We start from the raw sequence: 21,957 nt of genomic DNA, 5'->3' as shown, positions 1-21,957 counted from the left end.
CATGAATAGCACAGTTGTAGCGGATGTTGTGGTCGTTGCTCCCAAGAAAAAACACCGACAACATTTGCCACAAGATATTATCGATATTTTTGATTCTTTATTTTCAGAATCAGAAAATACCCGGTTAATTTGCGGTGGCAACGAACCTTTGTATTTGCCTGCTAAAGGCTTATATAAAAACAAGCAAACCAATTACCATCAAGTGATTTTTGCCCATGGCTTTTATGCTAGTGCATTGCATGAAATAGCTCACTGGTTGGTTGCTGGGCCGCAGCGTCGGTTGCAGGAAGATTATGGCTACTGGTATTGCCCAGATGGGCGAACGGTTCAGCAACAAGCTGAATTTGAGAAAGTAGAAATCTACCCTCAGGCATTAGAGGCTATTTTGGCTCATGCTGCCGGGTTCAGGTTTCGAATAAGCGCTGATAACTTGAGTGGTAAGCCAGTAGACCGACCTGCATTTGCTCAAAAGGTGCATCAGCGAGCATGTGATAAATTGCAGCAGGGTTTATCTCCTCGAATGCAATTATTAGTTGATCACCTGCAAGATTTTTATCAAACATCTGAATGTTTCCCTCAGAATCTGAAGAATGCCAATATGGCAGATTGGTAATTTATTTTACTGATAAATCGTCAATTTAATGATTTTGACTGGCCTGCTTTAAGGTATATTGAGCGGGCTAAGGATAGCATTCATCAATGGAGTTGAACGTGCTAGATCAATTGCGTAAATCCCTTATTCGTTTAGTTCGCAAGCCATTAGCCTTTTGGGCTAACAGCCGAATTATGCCGGAAAAACTGCAAAACCTTGAATTGGATACAGACAAACCTGTTTGCTATGTGATGCGAGATGACTCTATCTCGAACCAGTTATTGCTGGAAGATTTCTGTCTGAGCAATAATTTACCATCGCCGCTGGCGCGTGTTTCTGATCAAGCGGGAACGGACGGTGTGCCGCCAATGGAGGCTTGTTTTTGCCTTGGCCAGCGCGGCAAAGGAACCCAGCCGGGTGTGCCAGATGATTTGATTAAGCTACAAGGCTGGTTAAGAGATCACCCAGAGCAAGATATCCAACTGGTTCCGGTTTCAGTGTTGTGGGGGCGAAATCCTGGACATGAAAAATCGATTATTAAATTAATACTGTCAGACCGGGTTGAGATGGGCTGGGGACGACGGCTATTAGTGATGCTGCTGCATATGCGTCAGTGTTTTATGTTTATTGGCAAGCCAGTTTCGTTGCGCTCTCAGCTGACAAGTGAAGATGATCGAAAAATTGCTCATAAGCTTTCCCGAGTTTTTCGGGTTCATTTCCATCGTCAACGCGTTTCAGTTTTAGGCCCAGCAGTGTTACATCGCCCAGCACTGGTAGCATCGGTGGTTCGCTCAGATGCAGTAGAGCAAGCGATTCAGTATGAAATCACCAACAAAAAGATTTCACGGGAAAAAGCCACAGCCAATGCTCGAAAGTATGTTGAAGAAGTTGCGGCTTCATATGAAAACTGGGTAGTTAAATTATTTGACCATTTTCTGCGCTGGTTGTGGAATCGACTTTATTCTGGTGTGAAAGTCGGCAATGTCGATCATTTGCGTGAAAAATCCCAAGGTCATGAGTTGGTTTATGTGCCAACCCACCGTAGTCATATGGACTACTTGTTGTTGTCTTATGTTCTGTTTTATCAAGGTTTAGCAACGCCTTACATTGCAGCCGGTATTAATTTAAATATTTGGCCGGTAGGTGGGTTGCTTCGTCGTGGTGGTGCTTTCTTTATTCGCCGTAGTTTCCGTGGCAATCAGCTGTATACCACGGTATTTAAAGAATATGTTCACACTATGTTGAAGGGTGGCTACGCAATGGAATATTTCATTGAAGGCGGTCGTTCAAGAACCGGTCGTTTATTGCCACCAAAAACTGGCATGCTAGCAATGACGGTACAAAGTTATTTACGAAACTCCCGAAAGCCAATCATGATGGTGCCGGTATATTTTGGTTATGAGCGGGTGGTGGAAGGTCGTACATATATTAAAGAATTATCGGGTGCGGCAAAGCAGCCAGAATCGGTTAAGCAGCTATTAAAAGCCAGTAAAGCGCTTAAAACTTCTTGGGGTGAAGTGCAGGTTAACTTTGGTGATCCGATACCTCTGACAGATTATCTCGAGCAACAGAAACCTGGCTGGAGAAATGAAGATTACGGTAATGACCCACGTCCCGAGTGGCTGTCTAAGGCGACTGATGGCTTGGCCGGTGAAATTATGGAGCGAATTAATGCAGCGGCTGGCATTAATGGGGTTGCGTTATCATCATTGGCTTTATTAGCAACCGACCGTAATGCCATGTCGGAGCATGATTTACTTGCCCAGCTTGGTTTGTACCAGCGCTTTTTAAAGCAGGTTGGTTACAGTGAAATGCAGGTGAATTGTGATGACAGCGAAACAGAGTTACTGGGAGCTTTGATTGCACAGAAAGGGGTGGGGCGTTTCCGTCACCCTCAAGGTGATTTGATTTATCTAGACTCGCAAGCCGCAGTATTAATGACCTATTACCGAAATAATATTTTACATATGTTTGCGGTTCCAGCATTAGTTGCAGCTTGTTTTAGTCATGGTAAGCCAATGAGTCGACAGCAATTGTTGGCGACCAGTAAATCGCTTTATCCATTCTTAAAAGCAGAGTTATTTATTAGTTGGAGTGATGCTCAACTGAAGCAAAAATTGCTACAGATTGCTGATTTCCTAGTGACAGAAAAGCTATTAATTGAACAAGCTGATGGATTGTTGATTGCTCCAGAACAAGAGACGGTTAACTATTACCGTTTGATGGTGCTGGCTCAGGCGTTGGCACCAACATTGGAGCGTTTTTATCTGGTGTTGTTGCTATTGAATCGCTCAGCTGAGGGTAGCGGCTGTAAGCAGCTGGAAGATATCTGTCAGAAGTCGGCACAGAGACTATCGGTTCTAATCGACCTACGTTCACCTGAGTTCTTCGACAAGGCGTTATTCCGCCAGATGTTTAGAACTTTGAGAGAGCAGGGGTACCTCCAAGAAACCGGAGGTCAGATAGTTGCCAGTCACGGGCTTGATGAATTGCATCAATTATTGGCTCAGATGGTCAGTCCAGCTGCTGCTAGAAGTATTCGACAAGTTGCTGCGGTAGGCAGTGAACCGGCTAAACAGCTCGCAGCGTAACCCAAATTAAATTATACCTTTCATAAGTTTATTTAATGACAAAAGGTGGTAGTCAGTGATTATCTGGCTGCCATCTTAGCTCTAAGTCGCTATCTTTATTGGCAATCTATAGCTAAATTGGTTAGGTATCTGGTATTAAGTAGATATCTGCTGTTAACAGATTGCCTGCTCTTATTTGGTATTACCTATTTATTTTTCACAGGCAATTACTGATTAACAAGTTTCTTTGACGTTTGTAGTAGGTTGCTTGTGCATCGTTATTTTGCTTTCTTATTTGTGATTTTATCTAGTCTATTTTCTTCTGCTCAAGCTTTAGAAGTTTGCTACGAAGATCGCCCTAATCCACCTGATTATTATGGTTCTGGAGCCAAAGTTCCTGAGCATCCGGGTGCCAATATTGAATTAATGCAGCAGTTAGGGCAGCAGCTTAATTTAAACATTAAGTTTCGCCGATTGCCTTGGCGCCGTTGTATGTTGCTACTCAAGCAGGGGCGAGTCGATGTTATTCCTGGTATGGGTTATTTAGAATCACGTGAAAATTTTGCGGTTTATCCAATGCAAGGATCTGGGATAGATGCAAGCTATAGGCTAGGCAATGGTGCTTTTTATTTTTACCGTCGCAAAAATAGCCAAGTAGAATGGAATGGTCGAAAATTAAAAAAATTGAAAGGCAAGGTTGGTTTTGTTTCGGGTTATTCTGTTGAAAAGGCTTTAAATAATGATGACTTAGCAGCAGAAGGCGCCCGTCATCAGCAGCAAAATTTGGAAAAGCTATTACGTGGCCATATAGGCTTAATGGTGGGTTACAACAGTATGGTTGATGTTGTTATGCGTCAAAAGCCTGAATTAATGGATCAAATTGAAAAAGTATATCCCGCTTATCAAACTTATAATTACTACCTCGTCTTTTCTCACCAATATGCTTCAGCAAAGCCTTTGATGCATAAGAAAATTTGGGCTGCATTGGAAAAAATTAGAGAATCTACTCGTCATCAGTCGATTTTGCATCAATACCAAACTGGGGTGCTGCCTTAGTGCTTCTTAATTAGCTAGAAAGTCTAAAGCGAGTCAGTTAAAAGTCATTTTCAATTCTATCCTTTGGTGTTTGATTTCACCTGCACCGCTTTAACGTTAATATTAAACCTTCTGTGCTTATTTGTAGTTTTGATATGACGCCTGAAACTTCCCTCCTTCAATGGCCTGAAACCGGTTTGTTTGAACGTTTTCTAAAGGCTAATGGTCAGTCTGAATCTTGTGGTCGTAAGGAAAAACACTTGGTGCTTCGCCTTGATAGTGAGCGTCTCAAAGGTGAAATAGTTGCCGGTTTTCGTCTCTGTCCTTTTGCCAATAGAAATCCAGATGGATCGATTGAATCGTCATGCTGGTTAATTCGTAATATGTTGGTAGCTGAGGCTCACCGAGGTTCTGGTTACGGACATTTGCTGTTGCAGCATCTTATCAAGCAGCAAACTACCTTGTTAGAAAATCAAGCTTGCTATGCCTTTCCTTGGCAGTGGTTGCATGATTTTTATGGACAAAACCGATTTGTTGATTGCCAAACTGTACCCAAGCCATTGCAGCAAGTATGGAAAGGGCTGCAGAATGCCTCTAAGCAAGTTGATGCGATGATGTTATTGACTGATTAACTCATATGAGAAAACACTGTGGCTGAGTGGTTGGGTTGGATAGGTGGTGCGCTGTCTCTAGTCTATCTGGGGGCATTTTTTGCTATTTATGATGCTTTGATGACTAACCGAACCTCCCAAGGCACCATTGCTTGGGTAATCATGTTGGTGATGTTTCCATTGGCGACTTTACCGGTGTATTTGGTTTTAGGGCGGCAGAGATTTGTTGGTTATGTTAGGGCGCGCCGCAAGGGTGAGCGTCGAATCAATCTGGTTTCTCAGCAGTTAGAGCAAGGCTTGCGACCTTATCGGTTGGATGAAAACTGCCAACTAGCTGCAGGCAGTGAAGTATTGCAGCAGTTAGTCAGAATGCCGTTTACTCGTTGTAATAAGGCGTCATTACTGATTGATGGTGAAGCAACATTTTCTGAAATCTTTCGGGTAATCGACAGTGCCAGCGATTATTTGCTGCTGCAGTTTTATATTGTTCGTGCCGATGCGATTGGCCAGCTACTGCAGCAAAAATTAATTGCAGCCGCTGAAAGAGGGGTTCGGGTGATGTTCCTCTACGATGCTTTCGGTAGCTTTTCTACGCCAGACACCTATTGGTCGACCATGAAACAACAGGGTGTAGATGTTGTGCCCTTTAGTAGTGGCCGAAAACACCGCTTTCAGATTAATTTCCGTAATCATCGAAAGTTGGTGTTGGCAGATGGTTGTCAGGCTTTAGTGGGAGGACATAATTTCGGTGATGAGTATCTAGGCAAAGATCCTAACATTGGCCGCTGGCGTGATACCCATTTGTTGCTAGAAGGGCCGTCAGTGCAAAGTCTTCAGTTAGCGTTTGTCGAAGATTGGTTGTATGCCGAAGGAAAAGTGGTGCAGTTGAACTGGCAGCCTCAAGCCGCTTGTGATGCGAATCAACAAATTCTGGTGTTGCCGACAGGCCCTGCCGATGAACTGGAAACTTGTGGCCTATTCTTTTTGCAATTAATTAATGGTGCAAAAAAACGCTTGTGGATTTCCAGCCCCTATTTCGTTCCGGATGATCAAATTGTTTCGGCGCTTCAGTTGGCAGCCTTACGTGGGGTTGATGTCAGAATTCTTTTGCCACAGCGCCCAGACCACTGGCTAGTTTATTTATCCAGTTTTGCTTATTTGAAAGATGCTTTAAAGGCAGGGATCAATGTTTATCGCTACTTGCCAGGGTTTTTGCATCAAAAAGCGATTCTGGTGGATGATCAATTAGCAGCAGTCGGTACGGCCAATTTAGATAACCGTTCCTTTAGACTGAATTTTGAAGTGATGGTGTTAGTCGAAAATCACAGTTTTGCTGAAGAAGTGTCGCAAATGCTCACTCAAGATTTTTCTAATAGTCGCAAGGTTAAACTCACCGATTTATATCATCGTCCGCTGTGGTTTCGAATTGCAGTGCGCCTTTCTCGGCTTTTATCACCGGTTCAATAGTTTTTACTGGTGACCATTCTTGTTTTTCAGATTAAATTTAGCTTCTGTGATCCAGCGTCAATACCAATCCGTGTTTCCCGTCTAGTCGGCTTCTATAGTGTTAATAACTAAAGGATAAAAGGGTTTTATCTTATGAAGTTCCGATTGATGCGTTGGCTAGCCTTGTGGCCGCTGATTATCATGTCAGGTTCAGTGGCTGCAGCACCGGCCAATTATGACGCCTTGCCAGGCATTGCATATTTATCGACATTCAAAGCACCACCCAAAGATTTTTGTGAGCTGCGAGACTGGTATGCCAAAGCGCAATGGAGTTTACGCAGAGCGCATAAGGTGAGGGTGCAGGCCTGCATTAGTAAGCACATGTTTATTCGATCTGCTGGCAAGAAACATTGTAAGCAACTGGTTAGTGATGATTATCAGTTTGCTCGACAAATGCTAGATCAGCGTTGTGTGATTGGAGAAGAGAATCAGTAGGCTTCTGAGCCTTGATTTGATTTCGAATGTTTACTTTCGAACAATAAACTTTAGACACAAAAAAAGCCGCATTTAGCGGCTTTTTCGGTCACAACGAGCAAAACTCAAATTGTGATCTGTTTGGCTCCTCGAACTGGACTCGAACCAGTGACCCAATGATTAACAGTCATTTGCTCTACCAACTGAGCTATCAAGGAATAAAACTTTTACTTGATTTGATCAAGTAATAAAAAAGAGCGCAAAAAGCGATCTCTTTATGAATTGGTCGGGGTAGAGAGATTCGAACTCCCGACATCCTGCTCCCAAAGCAGGCGCGCTACCAGGCTGCGCTATACCCCGTAATTGGCTCCCCGAACTGGACTCGAACCAGTGACCCAATGATTAACAGTCATTTGCTCTACCAACTGAGCTATCAGGGAACGAAACTTGCTTTTGCCCGATCGAATCGAGCAATAAAAAAGACCGCAAAAAGCGATCTTTTTTAAAAATTGGTCGGGGTAGAGAGATTCGAACTCCCGACATCCTGCTCCCAAAGCAGGCGCGCTACCAGGCTGCGCTATACCCCGTAATTGGCTCCCCGAACTGGACTCGAACCAGTGACCCAATGATTAACAGTCATTTGCTCTACCAACTGAGCTATCAGGGAACGAAACTTGCATTCTCTATAAAGAAAAGAGAATAAAAAAGATCGCTAACAGCGATCTTTTAAAAAATTTGGTCGGGGTAGAGAGATTCGAACTCCCGACATCCTGCTCCCAAAGCAGGCGCGCTACCAGGCTGCGCTATACCCCGTAATTGGCTCCCCGAACTGGACTCGAACCAGTGACCCAATGATTAACAGTCATTTGCTCTACCAACTGAGCTATCAGGGAACAATCTTTATCGCTTGAAAGACACTTGTAATGTCCTCTAGAAGCGGGGTGCAATCATACCTAAATCTACTTCTTGGTCAAGGGGTGATTTCACTTATTAGCTTCCGCTTTATAGGAATGGACATCATATTAAGACCGCCAGCTGACTGCGCTGTCGGCGTCATTAGATGGTACTGTTTTAATTAGGCGTTTTTATTATGGTTTTCAGCCAGATTGGAGGGTCGACCAGCTGGAGCATTCAATGGCTATTTGGTTAGAATGACTTCAAGCTGATTCATATAAAGGATATTGCGATGTCTCAACCGATGGTACGAATTCGCTATTGCCCACGCTGTCGTTGGTTAATGCGAGCTGGCTGGATGGCCCAGGAATTATTAAACAGCTTCGAAGAACATCTTTCAGAGGTAGCAATTGGCCCGGGTGAAAAGGGACAATTCGATATTTGGCTAGATGATCAATTAATCTGGAGCCGACATGAAGCCGGCCGTTTTCCAGAGTTAAGAGAAATTAAGCAAAAGCTAAGAGATCTGGTTGATCCTGAACGCGACCTCGGTCATTCCGATCGGCCTGTGGTGACTGACAGTCAAGCTGCTGATCCTTCTTAATCACACTGTTTTGTTCGATAAAATCGATCAGCAAAGGATTGACTAGACCAGGCCGGGTTACTGGAGCCAGATGGCCGCCGGTGACTTGAGCTTTGCTGCAGTTGCTAAAAGTGTCGGCTAATAATTCAATAATCGCGCTGGCTAGTAATGGGCTTTCTGGCGTGCCAATTAACTGAATGGGCATCGTAAGCTGGCGTAAATCATTTAAAGTAGCGTGATGGGTGCAAGCGGCACGATTGTCTAAAGGATATTTCACCTGGGGCACATCGAGTGTTCTGGCTAGCGATGGCGCAAGCGCTTTGCTGGTTGGGCAATGGTTCCAGTATTGAATAAACATTTCGGCAGCATTCAAAGTATTGCCTTCAGCAATTCTTTTCGCCATTAAATCCATCATAGTTCGGCTATCAACTCGCCCAGGGTGTTGTTCATCAAGTAGCCAAATCGCCATAGGTTCAAACAAGCTCATGCTCAAAACCCGCTGCGGGTATCGCAAAGCCAAACCAATGGCGACTGCACCACCAAACGAATGGCCAATCAAATGAAATTTCTCTGGTAGTCCATTTGCTATGAGCTGATCTAATTCAAAATCCAGATCATATTGCTTAGGGTTTGCAGGAAATTCACTTTGACCGTAGCCGGTTAAATCTGGAGTGATCGCATTATAAGAAGCCGGCAGTTGCTGGCTCAGCATGGCCCATTGACGAGATGAACTCAGAGAACCGTGAATACATAAAACCGCGGTTGGTTTATTCAATGTTGAATCTGACATAAGTTGCAGCTTTTCTATTTTTCTTGATATGGCTTTGCGCCAGATTGCTGTTTGAGTGCCGGACTGTCAAAGACATGATCGTTCTATCGGTTATTACGGGTTGTTATATGGCAGCTCAATTTTAACCCAACAAGCCGACATTAATGATCATGAATTATGCTTTGCGCTGGGCTTAAAGTTGGCCAATCAGCTGGTGAATAAACTTAAATGGAATTTCTAAGGCTACTGACATCAACCTGGTGGATTGACGAATGTAATTTGGCTTGAGGCGGATTGTAATAAGCAGTACGGTGCGTCATTTATCTGCTAGCATAGTAATATTTAAAGCAGGTACTTGAAATAATGCCGAAATAGGTAAAGAAATGCTGACGAAGAAAACCGTTCAGGATATGCTTAGGCTCCGTTCTGCAGAATTAAAAATATGGACTCGGAAAAAATCATTTGTACCAATAGAAAAATATCGCAAAATGGCTGCTGCAGACCTGTTTTTTTGTATTCAATTTATGCTTTATTTTCCAGATCTGGAAGATTATCAGGTGGCCTTTTCTATAAGGCAGGATATTTGGGATGAAGAGTTTTTTTTCTGGAATGAAAAAATTTCTGACCAGATTTCCTGTCGATTCTGGAAATCCAAATTGTTAAGTGAAAAATTTGATCCGACAAATCTGGCACGCTTTGATATAGCTTTGCTGCAAAGTAAAGTGGTCGCTGATGAGTCTCATGTATTTGGTATCGAATTTCCCTCTGGTGTGTCAGTGCTTCCAATAGCACAGCTGATTGACTTTATGAGACGAAGCAGTAAGCATCAATTATTTTTTTGTGGACTGCATAGAAAAACAAGAAATCAATATTTCTTATTAACCTGTGAAAAACAGTCTTCAGGTGTTTCGTACGGAGCGTTTATTCCAGAGATTGGTTATTTAAAAACGATTACCATGAGTGACGGGATGGCAGCGGAAAAATTTTCCACGATTATGCAAACAATTTTTATGCGTTATATGAATTATTCACTGATTCGAACTTTTGATATTTTTCCAATAGATTCGGGGATAGGAATAATTAATGATACTGGGGATGACTCTTTATCGTCTACTCCTGAGCCTAATGCAACGTGATCTCTAGTAGTTACTCTGATTGTTTTGTTATGAAATAATGTTTAGGGAGTGGCTGCACAACAGACTCTTAAAAAGACTGATTGAAGGTTCAATCAGTCTTTTTAAGAGTCTGTTGAAGATCTAAAATTAAAACTCCACTTCCATGTAACTGGATCCCGTCACTCCCTGATGGGATGGCAGTTCCAGCGGCAACCTCAGAACCTCGTCATTCCGAGCATGGATGCCAGAATCCAGATGCCAAAGATAGAGGTTCGCCTGCAAGCAATTGTTTTATATGAGATAGCTTAAATTACTTGCTTGTAAAAATAGATTTTAAACGCGCCCTAATAAGTTAGTAATGGATTTCTCTACCTTTTAAAATAATTAAACTGACTGATTTTCTGCTTTTAACAAGTACTGACTAGAAACTTTCTTCACCCGATAAAGCAGCAAACAAGCAGCCACGGTTAATCCAGCAATTAGTCCATACCAGAAGCCCACGGCTAAATAACCTTGTTTAAATGCCAACCAATAACCGAGTGGCAAACCAATCACCCAATAAGCCAGCATGGTCGCTTTCATGGTGAAGGCGGTATCTTTATATCCGCGTAATACGCCGGCGCTGGCGACTTGAATACCATCAGACAACTGGAACATGGCGGCATACAGCAATAAGCTGGAAGCCAGTGCGATTACTTGGATATCTTCACTGTAAAACTGTGCGATGTTTTCGGAAAAAACAACAATCAATAAGATCGATGCCATCATCCAGCAGGCTGTGGTCATAATGCCTTGCCAGCCCAGCTTATAAGCCACTTGTTGTTTGCCTTGGCCGAGTAAATGACCAATGCGAATGGTCAAGGCCATTGATAAACTCAGCGGAATCATAAACAGCGTGCCAGTAGCAGAAAAAGCAATCTGGTTGGCGGCAACGGTAATCGCACCTAATCGGCCCAGTAATAATGTGACTAATGAAAAAATACTGATTTCAAAAAAAATTGAACTGCCGATAGGAAAACCTACCTGAAATTGATGCTTGATTTGCGGCCAGTCAGGCGCAGGAAGCTTCAAACTGAAATTTAATGGTGCCAAGTTGTGGTGGCGATAAATATTTCTTAGCCATAATGCGGCACTGAAAGTCATTAAAATACTGGTTGCCCACCCGCAACCCGGTCCACCCATACCTTCAATATCAGCAAAGCCAAATACAAACAGGTAATCCAGAGGGATGTTGATTAAAAATGCCAGCAGGCTTGCCTGCATAATTGGCCGAATTACACCCATGCCTTCAGATAAGAAACGTAATGGCTGCGCGGCAATCGTAATCGGCACACCAAAAGCCACCGCTTGCATATATTGTCCGGCGGGTGCGGCAATTTCCGGTGAAACACCGAGTAAATTCATAATCGGCTGATTAAGAAAATAAAGAATTAACCCAGATAAAATGCCTAGTGGAATAGAAATCCACAGCATTTGCTGCACTAGTGGGGCAATTTCGCCACGTTTGTTGGCGCCATTTAATTGAGCAACTGAGGGAGTGGTTGCCATACAAATGCCCATCACTAATAGCCATAATGGCACCCAAATTCCAGCACCGGTTGCAATACCTGCTAGGTCTTGGGCGCTGAATCGCCCGGCCATAATGGTATCGACCAAAGCCATACCTTGTTGTGCTAACTGAGTAATCAGAATCGGTAAGGTTAATTTGAGTAATATACTCAGCTCGTGGGTTGGTTTTTTTGTTTTACTGGAGGGCATAAGTACTTCTTAAACGAGAAAAATGGATTTAGCTTTTGGCTAGTTAGTAGTCAATCATGTTGTGATCGGCGCTGTAACCAAGATTAGCTTGAGTGGTGCAGGTAAGCTATTGGCAAAAGCAGGGTGCACAGCTGTGAAAAAGATAGCAGATCAGCTGTGCAGAATACCTGTTTAAAAAAATTACGGCTAGCATCTGTTGCATTTGCTGTTTGTCACTTGTCAATAAACAGTGATCATCACCATATATTTGCTGCGATTGCGATGCTATACCTGTAACTTAGTTACGTATTCTAACCTGATGGTTTTTCAAGGTTGTCAGTCTGATGTCTCGCTTTTTTTCTCGTCTTGAGTCGTATTTCATGCCTCGTTTATTACTCTCCCTGCTATTGCTGGCTTTCAGTGTTTGCTCCTATGCCGATGAACTAGATACTGCACTGGGAACAGCCAATCGTTATTTACAAGAGCTTGAATTAAGCAACCCTACTGAGCAGCAGCGGCAACAACGAATGCAGTGGCTAGATGTGCAACAAAAGCTTCAGTCAGCGAAAGGTTATCAAGAGCAGCTTTCACGATTGGCGGAACAGGTGCGCCAAGCACCAGATGAAATAAAGCGCATTCGTTCGCGGTTAAAAACTGCCTTGCCGGTGAATCAATTGAGCGCTCAACAACGGCGAGACTTAAGTTCGTTAGAGCAGCGGTTAATTCGAGAAACTGCCAGTAGCAATGGTTTGGGTTTAACCCTTTCTGAGCTGGATAATCGAATTGAAACCTTGCAAGGTAATCCGGGTTCGCTGCAGCAAAGTTTGGCGCAAAGTCGGCTGCAGTTAGAAGATATTCCTGAAATTGATGCACTGCCAACAAATACGGATGAGCTTGAACGATTGCAAATGCTGGCAATCCGAATGGAGCTTCAAGCTCGGGTGCGATTATTTGAGCAACAGTTGGCTAGTTACGAAACGCGTCTTGAGCTAAATCGTGCTAGGCGAGATGAAACCAATCGTAGTTATAAACATCAACGATCGCTGGTGACTATTATTCAGCAACAGGTTGCAGAGTCGCGCCGAAGACAAGCTGAAACGGCAAAAAATCAAACAGAAAAAGCTAGCCAAGCAGCCAGTGGTAAACATCCCGTTATTGCTGAAGCCGCTGAAATTAATGCCGGTTATTCTAATCAATTAGAGCAATTAGTTGCAGAACTAGAAACATCGGCGAACCGCAAGAAATCCCTCGAACAATCGCGGCAGCTATTGGAAGAAACCAATAAAATTTTGCGTCAACAGTTGCAGTTATCTGAGTTGGGTGAAGTGGTTGGTGAGGTGCTGCGCTCATACCAAGATCGGGTTCCAGATGTTTATCAGTTGAGGCGAGAGCTATTACAGCTAGAGCGTAATCTGATAGCCGCTCGCTTAGAACAAAGCCGAAGTAAAGTGATTTATCGTAACCTATCAGATTTAGATTCATCAGCTCGTTTATTGCTGATTGGTATAGAGAAAGAGCAGCAAGCAGATTTGTTTAAATCGCTAAAACCATTGTTAGATGACAGAAGGGAGTTGCTGCAGCAAATTAATAAGCGGCGTGATGCTTATTTGACTAACGTGCTCTCAGAAGATTTATTGCTACGGGAGTTGCTTGGTCAATCAGAGCGTTTTTCAGATGCGCTGGGACGACAATTATTATGGACTGCCAATGCTGAGCCAGTCGATGGCTATTTTCTAGCACAACTCACCCAGGTATTACAGCAACTGTTTAAAGATGTCTCGGTTGAATCGCTTAAAAAAAGTGTTGCCGATTTACCGCAAGAAAAAATCACTGGTTATTTAATTTTATTATTATTGCCTTTGGGCTTATGGCTAGCTCGCAAGCCAATGCAGCAAGCGCTGTCTCGCCATGAATCAGCAATAGGTAATGTTCGAGAAGATCGATTTAGCTACACGCTAGAAGCGTTGTTTTTCCCTTTTTTAATTGAAATGCCCATTCCGCTGACCATGCTCTGTGGCGCGTTAATTTTAAAGCGGGTTGAAGAACCTGCGGTTATTAGCCAGCTGGGCAGTGCTTTAATCGAAATTTCAGTGCTTTTACTGTTCATGCGATGGGCGTTAAAACTGGTGAACTTAGGCGGTTTAGTAGATTTACATTTCCGCTGGCCAGAACCTGCTCGACTGAAACTTCTTTACCAGCTACGAGCATTACTGGTTCCAGCTATTTTGCTAGTCGGCTTGCTGGTATTGGCTGAAGATGGCCCTGATCAGCTAGTGCGTAACACTCTAGGCCGTATAGTATTTATTATTTTATGTGTCGTCAGTTCAGCATTTATTTGGCGGTTGTTATCGCCAAAATTGGGTGTGCTGTCCCATTGGGCTGAAAGAATTGGGCAAGCTAGTCGAGGATATTTACGCTATTTGATAAAACCAGTGCTGCTGACGACACCGATTGTCTTAGCGCTGCTATCGATTGCTGGTTACCACTTTACAGCTTTGCAATTAAGTCGCCATCTATTATTGAGTTTGGCTGCGGTAGTGGTGATCACACTGGTTTATAACACCATATTGCGTTGGTTAATGGTTGCCGAGCGGCGATTGCGCTTAAACCAGGCGCTAGCACGCCGAGCTGCAGTTTTAGCGGCTCGAGAAAATGATGACACGGATGAAGAGCCTTCTGAAGTAGATGAGCAGCAGCTTGTTGATGTGGCTCGGGTTAGTGACCAAACTCGCGGAATCATGAAGTTAATTGCCGCTCTGGCATTGTTATTATTAGCCAGTTTAATCTGGTTGCCTTTGTGGCCAGCACTCGGGGTTTTAGAGCAACAGTCCTTATGGGAAATTGCCGATAACACGGTAACCACTGCCGATATTTTGGGTATGGTGCTAATGATTTTGGTGACCTGGGCGCTGGTACGAAACCTGCCAGGTTTGCTAGAAATTTTGATTTTACAACGCAAGGGAGTAAAGCAGGGTACGCGTTATGCGGTGGTGGCGTTATCTCGTTATGCTGTTATCGCAATTGGTTTTGTGCTGACGCTGGGTGCATTGGGTGTTGGCTGGGGGCAAGTTCAATGGCTGGTGGCAGCATTGGGTGTTGGCTTGGGTTTTGGTCTTCAGGAAATTTTTGCCAATTTTATCTCGGGTTTAATTTTATTATTTGAACGGCCAATTCGAGTGGGTGATACCGTCACTGTTGGTGATATGACGGGCACAGTCAGTAAAATCCGGATTCGGGCTACTACGGTGGTTGATTATGACCGGCGAGAAATTGTTATTCCCAATAAGCTTTTTGTGACGGAGCGGCTGATTAACTGGACTTTGAGCGACAATATTGTGCGTTTACAGTTGCGATTGACTTTGGCACACGGACAGTCAGTAACACACATTACTCAGACCATGTTACAAGTTGGCCAGTCTCATCCATTAGTAATGAAAGAGCCTGAACCTATGGTGATCATGCTGGAATCAAATGAAGTGGGGCGACAATTTGAGCTACGGATATTTATTGAAGATTTGATGCATAAGGTACAAGTAACTAATGAAACTTACGATATGTTGTTCAGGGCGTTAGAGCGAGAAGGCTTGCAATTGGCAACGCCTAAGCGGCAAATTGAAATTTCACAGCAGCAGCTAAATCACCATCCAAATTTGGGTCATTAGTAAGTTACCGGCTTTGCTTTGTAACAAGAAAACAATATGCTTGTTTCATCTAAATTGAGCACTCAGAGGAAAAGGCGCGCTTTAGTCAGCCATAACGCAACATGTTCTTACTTATTTTATCGCTGCTTTTTGTCTGGATGCTCTATCGTGATTTCAAAGCTAAAAAAGCCAACATCAAGGGCTTTGAAAGTTTTGACCGTTATTATCGACTCTCGTTACTTGCTTTGATTCTTATCTGCTGGTGGTTTCCCTTTAATCAATGGCAGTTTAATCGCTATTTAACTGATAAAGCGACAGAATTAGCAGGCGGAGAGCCAGTCAGTATTCACTGTGATTCAGCAATTGATGCCATTTTTGAAGATGGCGTTGGCCGTGCCGGCTCGGCTTATATTGAAGAGCGTCGAATCGTTTTTCATTACAGCTGGTGCGGAAAATTAAAGAACTTTCTCGATAATCCTCAAGAAAAACTCACCCGAGAAGAGCGGTTCAGTATGCATGTGTTCACCCATGAAGTGATGCACATTCGCGGTGAATACAACGAACAAAAAACAGACTGTCAGGCAATTCAACGAGATTATCAAGCGGCACTTTTGTTAGGTGTTCCAGAGTATGTAGCTCGTGAAAATGCGCTGGATTACTATCAGACAGAATATCCACGTCATCCTTATTATTCATCGCAATGCCACCCAGGTGGGCCAATGGATGAAAAATTGCCAAACTCTGTGTGGAAGTTTTTGTAAGTAAAATATTTAATCAGAACAAGACATCTATTCAATGCATTGAATTGTTGGGTGCCTGTCATTTCTAGCAAGGATGCTGGAACCCAGTAGCCATAGAAGGCAAAGGTTAAACTTGGTATACCATTTTTAGTGAAACCTACCTGTGACTGGATTCATCGCCAATCTCGGCTTTAGCATGACCTCCAAGGATGGAGGTCATGCAGAACAAATGTCTGGAACATTTATTGCCTGCGTCGCCCTAATCTGTGCATCCATGCACTTCCTAGCGAGAATGACCGGTGTTAACAAACCAGTGAGCAGTTTTTTAACTGGCTTGTTAACACAATATGTTTTTAAGCGGCGCTAGCTTCAGCATTGTCAGAATTAAAACGTTTTTCTAAATACGCAATAATATCCTTAGATTCATACATCCAGCGCACATCACCATTGTCTTCTTCAATTCGTAAGCAAGGGACTTTTAGTTTTCCACCGCCAGCGAGTAGGTCTGCTTTGGCCTGTTCACTACGTTTTGCATCATGCGTTGCAATATTTAGCCCATTGCGTTTCATGGATCGTTGAACCTTGACGCAAAATGGACAAGCTTTGTAATGGTACAAGGCTAGCTTCGCAGACTGGGCATCAATGGCAGCTTGTTCATCGGCTTTACGTTTAATGCTTTTTGGGGTGAAAACCCAATTTAAAAATATAATTAATGCGCCTAGTATCGCTCGAACAATCGCCATCTTTCTCTCCTGTACTTCATTAATAAATATCATTGTCTAGCATAATAAAAAACTAGCTTATCCAGCTTCTTTTCTACCGACCCAGCTAGCAAGTCGGTCAAAACCACGGTGGCTTAAAATGCGTTTGGCTATTGCATAAATCCAAGTTAATTGCGTCACGTAATAGCGAGGCTTTGGATTACGGCTTTCTAATGCATGCATCATGCTTTCAACTACTGAGTCGGGCTCAAGTGTGAAAGGAATTCTACCGGTCATGGCTAATGCCTGATCCATTTTCAGATAAGTATCCTTGTAATGGCTTTGTTCGATACCGGGTTTAATGTATTTCTCGAAATAGATTTTTTTGTTTTGCCGTACCCGACTAACAATTGGGCCTGGCTCTACCAGTGTGACAAAAATATTTGGGCAGCTACGTTTGAGCTCTAAACGTAAAGCATCTGACCAGGCTTCTAATGCATATTTACTGGCGCTATAGGCACCGCGAAAAGAAGAAGAGGCTAAACCAAATACTGAACTGTTTTGAATGATTCGCCCTTCACCGGCTTGACGCATTAAAGGCAATACTTTTTTGGTTAGCTCGACCAGACCAAAAAAATTAGTTTCAAACTGTGCTTTTAGCGCTTCATCTGATAAATCTTCAACTGCACCGACCTGGCTATAACCAGCATTATTAAACAGGGCACCCAACCGACCGTTGTTATCTTTGCAGATAAATTCTATCGCTTGATCCATTTGCTGGTGGCTGGTTACATCTAACTGTAGGGCGATAAAGCCTTGCTCTTGAAGCTTGGCGACATCTTCAGCTTTGCGGGCGCTAGCGTAAACCTTATAGCCACGTTGCTTTAAAAGCTGCGCAGCTCTGAGCCCAATCCCTGAAGAGCATCCGGTAATCAGAATGGATTTATCTTGTAGCATGGTTGTTGATCTCCGGATTGAAGCATTCGGCTCAGTCGTTGCTGAGTTGTTGGATCTGCTGTTGCAGTAAATTACCTGAGTTATCGCAATTCGGCTAGTCTGAAGCAACAGTCAAAGCTACTTGATAAGCGTCTTTCTGTGACGAGCAGGATCAATTAGAATTTATTCGGTTCTGAGTTCGGGCTTAAATATAGAAATTTGAATAAATTGTAATCATTGATCAAGCAAATATTACAACTGCTGTAATGTTATTTTGGTTGAGCCTTTTGAATATCCGTCTAGTCTTTGTGTTATTGATTCTTTTGCCTGCGTAGTGCGGCAGCTTTGAAAAGTGTCGAAAGATCTTTGCATTTACCGCTAATCAAAAAAGGATGTTTGAATGGTGTCGCTTAGAATATTGAAAGCCATAAAAAAACACGCACTTTTATAGTGCAGCCATTTTAGGCGTTTTAGAATTGTTAATTTATAATGTTTTTTAAGCCAATACTTCTTTGAAATCTCTGCGTATGACTTGTCGTTTGATATTCATTTGTTTGAACCCTTCACCATTGACTAATCTCAGCCATGCATCAACCGGTGCTTTATCTGTATCTGATAGTGATTGATATCCTTCTAGCGCACGCTGTAACTTCCATTGGCTGAAGGTAAACTGTTGCCTTTTACTAGCGATATTTCCGATAGTAAAAGAGGATTCACCAATCACTCGCGGTAATCGATTGGCTGTTGGATTAGCTTGTAAATATTGGTCAATTGATTGCATTAATTGCTGAATATAAGGAAATTGTTCAGCAAAAAATACTTTGAATATTGGGGTAAGTGTTTCAGGGATTTGGTCATTTTCTAAGAAAGTCGATGTCTGGATTAAGTGCTGCCCAGGATCAAGCATTCTATTGATCCACAATACCAAATTGGGTGCATTATCAAATAATGGCTTAGAACCAGGATCTCGATATAAATGCGCGTACATAGAACCGAAAATCGCAAAGTCACCCACACAAGGCCGATTACCTAATAAATAGGGGTGCTGCTGAAAATGCAGTTCTAGATTTTCAATTAGTTGGGTAGTGTAATTTCTTACTCCCTGACCCGCGCTGCCGTTAATACCAAATCGTGGCATATACTGCATCATCATTTTTTTAATGCGTGCGCCAATCAATCGATTGATAAATTTAGGTAGCCAAGGTGCTGCCAATCGACCGAATTCACTGACAATAAATTGATCGCTTTTAGGTTCTGTCCAGCGGTAATGCAACGCTGAAAGAATCAGCCATTCATCGCCATGTAGTTCTAACAAATAGGCTGCTAGTTTTTGTTTTGGAGTCGGTGGTACTACTGGTTTTTCACGAAACTGTAATTCTAGTTTATCGATGATTTCGCTGGAGTCCTGCCACCATTCACCTTCCGGTGTCACCATGGTTGGCATGACCGGGCGACCAACATTTTTCTTTACCTTGCCGATCAACTCTAATGCGCTGGGTGCTTTTTCTCGATGTGGAATTCCCTTGAACCTTAAATAAGATAAGGTCTTTTGGGTGTATGGAGAGACAATCCAGCCATTGAGGGTGAAGATAGTATTTAGGTGATTCATGATCTGCTACTGCGGTGTCAGAGCCTGAGTGCAGCATATAAAAAAGGCTGGTAGCGAGCTACCAGCCAATGCTTTAAGCGATTAATTAATTCTTACTTGGGCGATACCAATGTGCCCATGATGTGAACGCAGGAACACTCCGGGTTTGAATCCATACTTTTCCTTTACCGGAAAAACGACAAACAAAACCTTCACCTGAAAAGAATAAAGACTTATAGCCACCAACTTTGGTGATGTTGTAATCAAGCCCATCGGTGAACGCGACAATATTACCGGTATCGACGACATAGTTCTGTTCAACGTCTATCTCGATAATCGCGCCGTAGGTGTTAAACCATAAATCACCTTGGCCACTACAGCGGATCAGAAATAAACTTTCACCAGAGAAAAAGCCTTTGGTTAAGCCCTGCCATTTGGTCTCGGTTGCTACGCCCATGGTTGAAGCAACAAATGCTGAGTTTTGCAGGTAAATTGTCTGGTTATCTAGATAGACATGTTTAATATCACCTGGTGCACCCGGTGCAATCCCAATTTCACCTTGGCCATTTTCTGCGGTGAATTCATTAATAAATAATGATTCACCAGTGAACATACGACCAATGCCACCTTTAGCTTTGGTCTTCATCAAGATATTGGTGTCCATGGTTGCCATTGCTGAAGCTTCAACTTTCAGCGTTTCACCGGCAGGAATTTGTACCGTAGCAAAACCATAATCTGGCTGACCATCTAGCTTGAACTCCAAACCTTGGAAATGCTCTGGAGTAGATTGATTGATATCTTTAGGCTCAGAGAATGGCTGCTTGCTTGAAGGTGTTGAGGCTGACTCAGCTTCAGGTTCCGATGGCTCGCTAGATGCAGATTCGGTCTCAGTGACCGGTGATTCAGTGTTTACTACCGCTTCAATCGCAGTTTCCAGACCGATGCTTTGTAAAGCTGCTTGATATTTTTCAGCGACTTCCATTGGCACTTTTTTCTTTACTGCCATCGGTGCTTTTTCTAATACGCCAGCGGCTTTTTCAGTAGATAATTTAAACAACTTTGCCAAGGCAGGGATTACTTGCTCAGCCGTTTGTTGATTCAATAAGTTGCCAGTAACAATAATATTAAACATGATTATGCGCTCCTGACTCTTAGGCTAGGTGTGAGGCTGGAGCCAAAGCTGCCAGGATTATGCGATTGACACCAGACCGTACCTTTACCATGGAATTTACACACCAAGCCTTCACCACCAAGATAAGAATGCAGCCAGCTTTTTCCGGCTTTGGTGATGGTGAAATTCAAACTCTCGTTAAATGCCACGATATGTCCACTATCGACGATATATTCTCCGTCGACCTCAACTGGATAAATCGCACCAAAGGAATTTAATACGACTTTCCCGCTGCCTTTTAAATTAACCCAGAAAATACTTTCGCCAGACAAAATGGTTTTAAAACCTTGCCAGCCAGTATCTAAGTCGATGCCGTGTTCACAGGCTAAAAAAGAACTGCCTTGAACAATCAGATTTTCATTATCAAGCTGGTATTCCATCATATCGCCCGCTAAAGCGGTGCCCAACCATAACTCACCCGAGCCATCTTTTGGCTGAAAATGGTTCATAAACAGTGATTCACCAGAGAACATCCGTTTAACCGCTTTTAATAAACCACGTTTACCTTTTTGGTGGGTGGTGGTCTCGATATCCATATTGCCGCTCATGGCAATCATGGCACCAGACTCAGTAGTGCAGGCTTCGCCTTCAGCTAAGGTGATTTTAGCGGCGGTATTACCCGGGCGATGAATTAATTCGACTTGCATTGTTTTATCTCCCGAGCATTAAAATTTTGGGTTCAACCAGCTAGACAGGCCATCAAGGCTACGACTTTGAATGGTAATTTTTCCCTTGCCGACTACCCGAGTCACTAGACCTTCGCCGCCAAACATTGAAGAAAAAATACCACCGGCTAATTGCAGTTTTAATTTAATTCCAGGTTGATAAGCCACTAGGTGAGATGTGTCGACAATATATTCGCCATCGATTTCTTTTTCGATTAAGGCACCATAGGCGCCATACCACAGCTTTCCATCACCGGTGACATGTAATTTAAACAAACCTTCTTTGGCAATCCACGAAGTGAAACCGGCCCATGCTAGGCCGAGCTTTACCTTGTTGGTACAGGCTAAAAATGCGCCAGGTTGTAAATAGATGCCTTGCTGATCTACCTCAACGCATTTAATTTCACCGGGCGTTGGCTGAACCAGTTTTAAATCGGCTGGCTTTTGCCCATTATTGCTAAAGCGGCTAATAAATAATGTTTCGCCACCAAGATATTTTCGTAGCAGGCCTTTGATTAAACCACCGTTAAAGCTGGCGGTTAAATCTAATGTTGCATCCATGCTGGACATAGCGTCCGATTCAGTGATGATGGTCTCTCCCGGATCTAATGTGACATCTAGATAGGAGAAGGCCTGTCCGCCTTGTATATCAACTTTCATCCTGACATTCCTTTTTTAAGCGATTATTT

The 21,957-nt window shown here is 43.1% G+C and carries 18 protein-coding genes and 7 tRNA genes; 10 read left to right on the top strand and 15 right to left on the bottom strand.

All coding sequences use genetic code 11. The features are described 5' to 3' along the window. Position 1: 1 nt before the first annotated feature. The 6 genes from DC094_RS09110 to DC094_RS09085 all read left to right on the top strand — a co-directional run bounded on the left by DC094_RS09110 (position 2) and on the right by DC094_RS09085 (position 6,749). Positions 2-613, top strand: a complete 612-nt coding sequence (locus DC094_RS09110; protein ID WP_116686821.1) for an elongation factor P hydroxylase — start codon at positions 2-4, stop codon at positions 611-613. Positions 614-699: 86 nt separating this feature from the next. Beyond that, positions 700-3,183, top strand: coding sequence for a glycerol-3-phosphate 1-O-acyltransferase PlsB (plsB, locus tag DC094_RS09105; protein ID WP_116686820.1), 2,484 nt, complete (start codon positions 700-702; stop codon positions 3,181-3,183). 249 nt (positions 3,184-3,432) lie between these two features. Continuing rightward, positions 3,433-4,218 carry a substrate-binding periplasmic protein gene (locus DC094_RS09100; protein ID WP_116686819.1) on the top strand — a complete coding sequence of 262 codons (786 nt, stop codon included), beginning with the start codon at positions 3,433-3,435 and terminating at the stop codon, positions 4,216-4,218. 134 nt (positions 4,219-4,352) lie between these two features. Next, positions 4,353-4,829 (top strand): GNAT family N-acetyltransferase, encoded by a 477-nt coding sequence (locus tag DC094_RS09095; RefSeq protein WP_116686818.1) that lies wholly within the window; start codon positions 4,353-4,355, stop codon positions 4,827-4,829. A gap of 18 nt (positions 4,830-4,847) precedes the next feature. Beyond that, positions 4,848-6,275 (top strand): cardiolipin synthase, encoded by a 1,428-nt coding sequence (gene cls, locus DC094_RS09090; RefSeq protein WP_116686817.1) that lies wholly within the window; start codon positions 4,848-4,850, stop codon positions 6,273-6,275. A gap of 132 nt (positions 6,276-6,407) precedes the next feature. Then, a complete protein-coding gene (locus tag DC094_RS09085; protein WP_145959847.1) occupies positions 6,408-6,749 on the top strand; it encodes a hypothetical protein in 342 nt (113 codons plus the stop codon). Positions 6,750-6,870: 121 nt separating this feature from the next. On the opposite strand, the gene DC094_RS09080 is transcribed toward DC094_RS09085, so the two are convergent. The 7 genes from DC094_RS09080 to DC094_RS09050 all read right to left on the bottom strand — a co-directional run bounded on the left by DC094_RS09080 (position 6,871) and on the right by DC094_RS09050 (position 7,621). Beyond that, positions 6,871-6,946: transfer RNA gene (locus DC094_RS09080), tRNA-Asn, on the bottom strand. 65 nt (positions 6,947-7,011) lie between these two features. Further along, a tRNA-Pro gene (locus DC094_RS09075) sits at positions 7,012-7,088 on the bottom strand. A 4-nt stretch (positions 7,089-7,092) separates the two neighbouring features. Then, a tRNA-Asn gene (locus DC094_RS09070) sits at positions 7,093-7,168 on the bottom strand. A 70-nt stretch (positions 7,169-7,238) separates the two neighbouring features. Then, positions 7,239-7,315, bottom strand: a tRNA-Pro gene (locus tag DC094_RS09065). A gap of 4 nt (positions 7,316-7,319) precedes the next feature. Then, positions 7,320-7,395: transfer RNA gene (locus DC094_RS09060), tRNA-Asn, on the bottom strand. 69 nt (positions 7,396-7,464) lie between these two features. After that, positions 7,465-7,541 (bottom strand) — tRNA-Pro (locus DC094_RS09055). Between the two features lie 4 nt (positions 7,542-7,545). Next, positions 7,546-7,621 (bottom strand) — tRNA-Asn (locus tag DC094_RS09050). Between the two features lie 293 nt (positions 7,622-7,914). On the opposite strand from DC094_RS09050, the gene DC094_RS09045 reads away from it, so the two are divergent. Further along, positions 7,915-8,226: an Rdx family protein gene (locus tag DC094_RS09045; RefSeq protein ID WP_116686815.1), complete on the top strand. Its 312-nt coding sequence runs from the start codon at positions 7,915-7,917 to the stop codon at positions 8,224-8,226. On the opposite strand, the gene DC094_RS09040 is transcribed toward DC094_RS09045, so the two are convergent. Continuing rightward, on the bottom strand, positions 8,129-8,995 hold the full coding sequence (locus tag DC094_RS09040) for an alpha/beta fold hydrolase (RefSeq protein WP_116686814.1): 867 nt from the start codon (positions 8,993-8,995) through the stop codon (positions 8,129-8,131). The genes DC094_RS09045 and DC094_RS09040 overlap by 98 nt on opposite strands. Positions 8,996-9,357: 362 nt before the next feature. Here DC094_RS09040 and DC094_RS09035 point away from each other — a divergent pair, with 362 nt between their 5' ends. Continuing rightward, positions 9,358-10,110 (top strand): hypothetical protein, encoded by a 753-nt coding sequence (locus tag DC094_RS09035; protein ID WP_116686813.1) that lies wholly within the window; start codon positions 9,358-9,360, stop codon positions 10,108-10,110. 363 nt (positions 10,111-10,473) lie between these two features. On the opposite strand, the gene DC094_RS09030 is transcribed toward DC094_RS09035, so the two are convergent. Beyond that, on the bottom strand, positions 10,474-11,847 hold the full coding sequence (locus DC094_RS09030) for an MATE family efflux transporter (protein ID WP_116686812.1): 1,374 nt from the start codon (positions 11,845-11,847) through the stop codon (positions 10,474-10,476). Between the two features lie 323 nt (positions 11,848-12,170). Here DC094_RS09030 and DC094_RS09025 point away from each other — a divergent pair, with 323 nt between their 5' ends. Both DC094_RS09025 and DC094_RS09020 read left to right on the top strand, forming a co-directional pair. Beyond that, positions 12,171-15,488, top strand: a complete 3,318-nt coding sequence (locus tag DC094_RS09025) for a mechanosensitive ion channel domain-containing protein (protein ID WP_116686811.1) — start codon at positions 12,171-12,173, stop codon at positions 15,486-15,488. Positions 15,489-15,589: 101 nt separating this feature from the next. Beyond that, entirely contained in the window at positions 15,590-16,228 is a 639-nt protein-coding gene (locus tag DC094_RS09020; RefSeq protein ID WP_116686810.1) for a hypothetical protein, read from the top strand. Between the two features lie 332 nt (positions 16,229-16,560). Here the strand turns inward: DC094_RS09020 and DC094_RS09015 are convergent, their stop codons facing one another. The 6 genes from DC094_RS09015 to DC094_RS08990 all read right to left on the bottom strand — a co-directional run bounded on the left by DC094_RS09015 (position 16,561) and on the right by DC094_RS08990 (position 21,928). Continuing rightward, positions 16,561-16,950 carry a glutaredoxin family protein gene (locus DC094_RS09015; RefSeq protein ID WP_116686809.1) on the bottom strand — a complete coding sequence of 130 codons (390 nt, stop codon included), beginning with the start codon at positions 16,948-16,950 and terminating at the stop codon, positions 16,561-16,563. Between the two features lie 57 nt (positions 16,951-17,007). Next, positions 17,008-17,865 carry an SDR family NAD(P)-dependent oxidoreductase gene (locus tag DC094_RS09010; RefSeq protein WP_116686808.1) on the bottom strand — a complete coding sequence of 286 codons (858 nt, stop codon included), beginning with the start codon at positions 17,863-17,865 and terminating at the stop codon, positions 17,008-17,010. Positions 17,866-18,340: 475 nt separating this feature from the next. Further along, positions 18,341-19,453, bottom strand: coding sequence for a glutathione S-transferase family protein (locus tag DC094_RS09005; protein WP_116686807.1), 1,113 nt, complete (start codon positions 19,451-19,453; stop codon positions 18,341-18,343). A gap of 85 nt (positions 19,454-19,538) precedes the next feature. Beyond that, positions 19,539-20,564 carry a TIGR00266 family protein gene (locus tag DC094_RS09000; RefSeq protein ID WP_116686806.1) on the bottom strand — a complete coding sequence of 342 codons (1,026 nt, stop codon included), beginning with the start codon at positions 20,562-20,564 and terminating at the stop codon, positions 19,539-19,541. Positions 20,565-20,566: 2 nt separating this feature from the next. Further along, positions 20,567-21,250 (bottom strand): TIGR00266 family protein, encoded by a 684-nt coding sequence (locus DC094_RS08995; protein WP_116686805.1) that lies wholly within the window; start codon positions 21,248-21,250, stop codon positions 20,567-20,569. 18 nt (positions 21,251-21,268) lie between these two features. Then, positions 21,269-21,928, bottom strand: a complete 660-nt coding sequence (locus tag DC094_RS08990) for a TIGR00266 family protein (RefSeq protein WP_116686804.1) — start codon at positions 21,926-21,928, stop codon at positions 21,269-21,271. Positions 21,929-21,957: the final 29 nt, after the last annotated feature.

This window comes from Pelagibaculum spongiae (assembly GCF_003097315.1).
Classification (GTDB): domain Bacteria; phylum Pseudomonadota; class Gammaproteobacteria; order Enterobacterales; family Pelagibaculaceae; genus Pelagibaculum; species Pelagibaculum spongiae.
The sequence above is the reverse complement of the archived record's forward strand: the minus strand, read 5'-3'. Positions and strand labels throughout refer to the sequence as shown.

Coding starts and splice junctions, on each gene's coding strand:
- plsB (WP_116686820.1), top strand. CDS start 700: ATGGAGTTGAACGTGCTAGATCAATTGCGTAAATCCCTTATTCGTTTA.
- DC094_RS09095 (WP_116686818.1), top strand. CDS start 4,353: ATGACGCCTGAAACTTCCCTCCTTCAATGGCCTGAAACCGGTTTGTTT.
- DC094_RS09045 (WP_116686815.1), top strand. CDS start 7,915: ATGTCTCAACCGATGGTACGAATTCGCTATTGCCCACGCTGTCGTTGG.
- DC094_RS09010 (WP_116686808.1), bottom strand. CDS start 17,865: ATGCTACAAGATAAATCCATTCTGATTACCGGATGCTCTTCAGGGATT.
- DC094_RS09025 (WP_116686811.1), top strand. CDS start 12,171: ATGTCTCGCTTTTTTTCTCGTCTTGAGTCGTATTTCATGCCTCGTTTA.
- DC094_RS09015 (WP_116686809.1), bottom strand. CDS start 16,950: ATGGCGATTGTTCGAGCGATACTAGGCGCATTAATTATATTTTTAAAT.
- DC094_RS09035 (WP_116686813.1), top strand. CDS start 9,358: ATGCTGACGAAGAAAACCGTTCAGGATATGCTTAGGCTCCGTTCTGCA.
- DC094_RS08990 (WP_116686804.1), bottom strand. CDS start 21,928: ATGAAAGTTGATATACAAGGCGGACAGGCCTTCTCCTATCTAGATGTC.
- DC094_RS09040 (WP_116686814.1), bottom strand. CDS start 8,995: ATGTCAGATTCAACATTGAATAAACCAACCGCGGTTTTATGTATTCAC.
- DC094_RS09030 (WP_116686812.1), bottom strand. CDS start 11,847: ATGCCCTCCAGTAAAACAAAAAAACCAACCCACGAGCTGAGTATATTA.
- DC094_RS09000 (WP_116686806.1), bottom strand. CDS start 20,564: ATGTTTAATATTATTGTTACTGGCAACTTATTGAATCAACAAACGGCT.
- DC094_RS09005 (WP_116686807.1), bottom strand. CDS start 19,453: ATGAATCACCTAAATACTATCTTCACCCTCAATGGCTGGATTGTCTCT.
- DC094_RS08995 (WP_116686805.1), bottom strand. CDS start 21,250: ATGCAAGTCGAATTAATTCATCGCCCGGGTAATACCGCCGCTAAAATC.
- DC094_RS09085 (WP_145959847.1), top strand. CDS start 6,408: ATGAAGTTCCGATTGATGCGTTGGCTAGCCTTGTGGCCGCTGATTATC.
- DC094_RS09110 (WP_116686821.1), top strand. CDS start 2: ATGAATAGCACAGTTGTAGCGGATGTTGTGGTCGTTGCTCCCAAGAAA.
- DC094_RS09020 (WP_116686810.1), top strand. CDS start 15,590: ATGTTCTTACTTATTTTATCGCTGCTTTTTGTCTGGATGCTCTATCGT.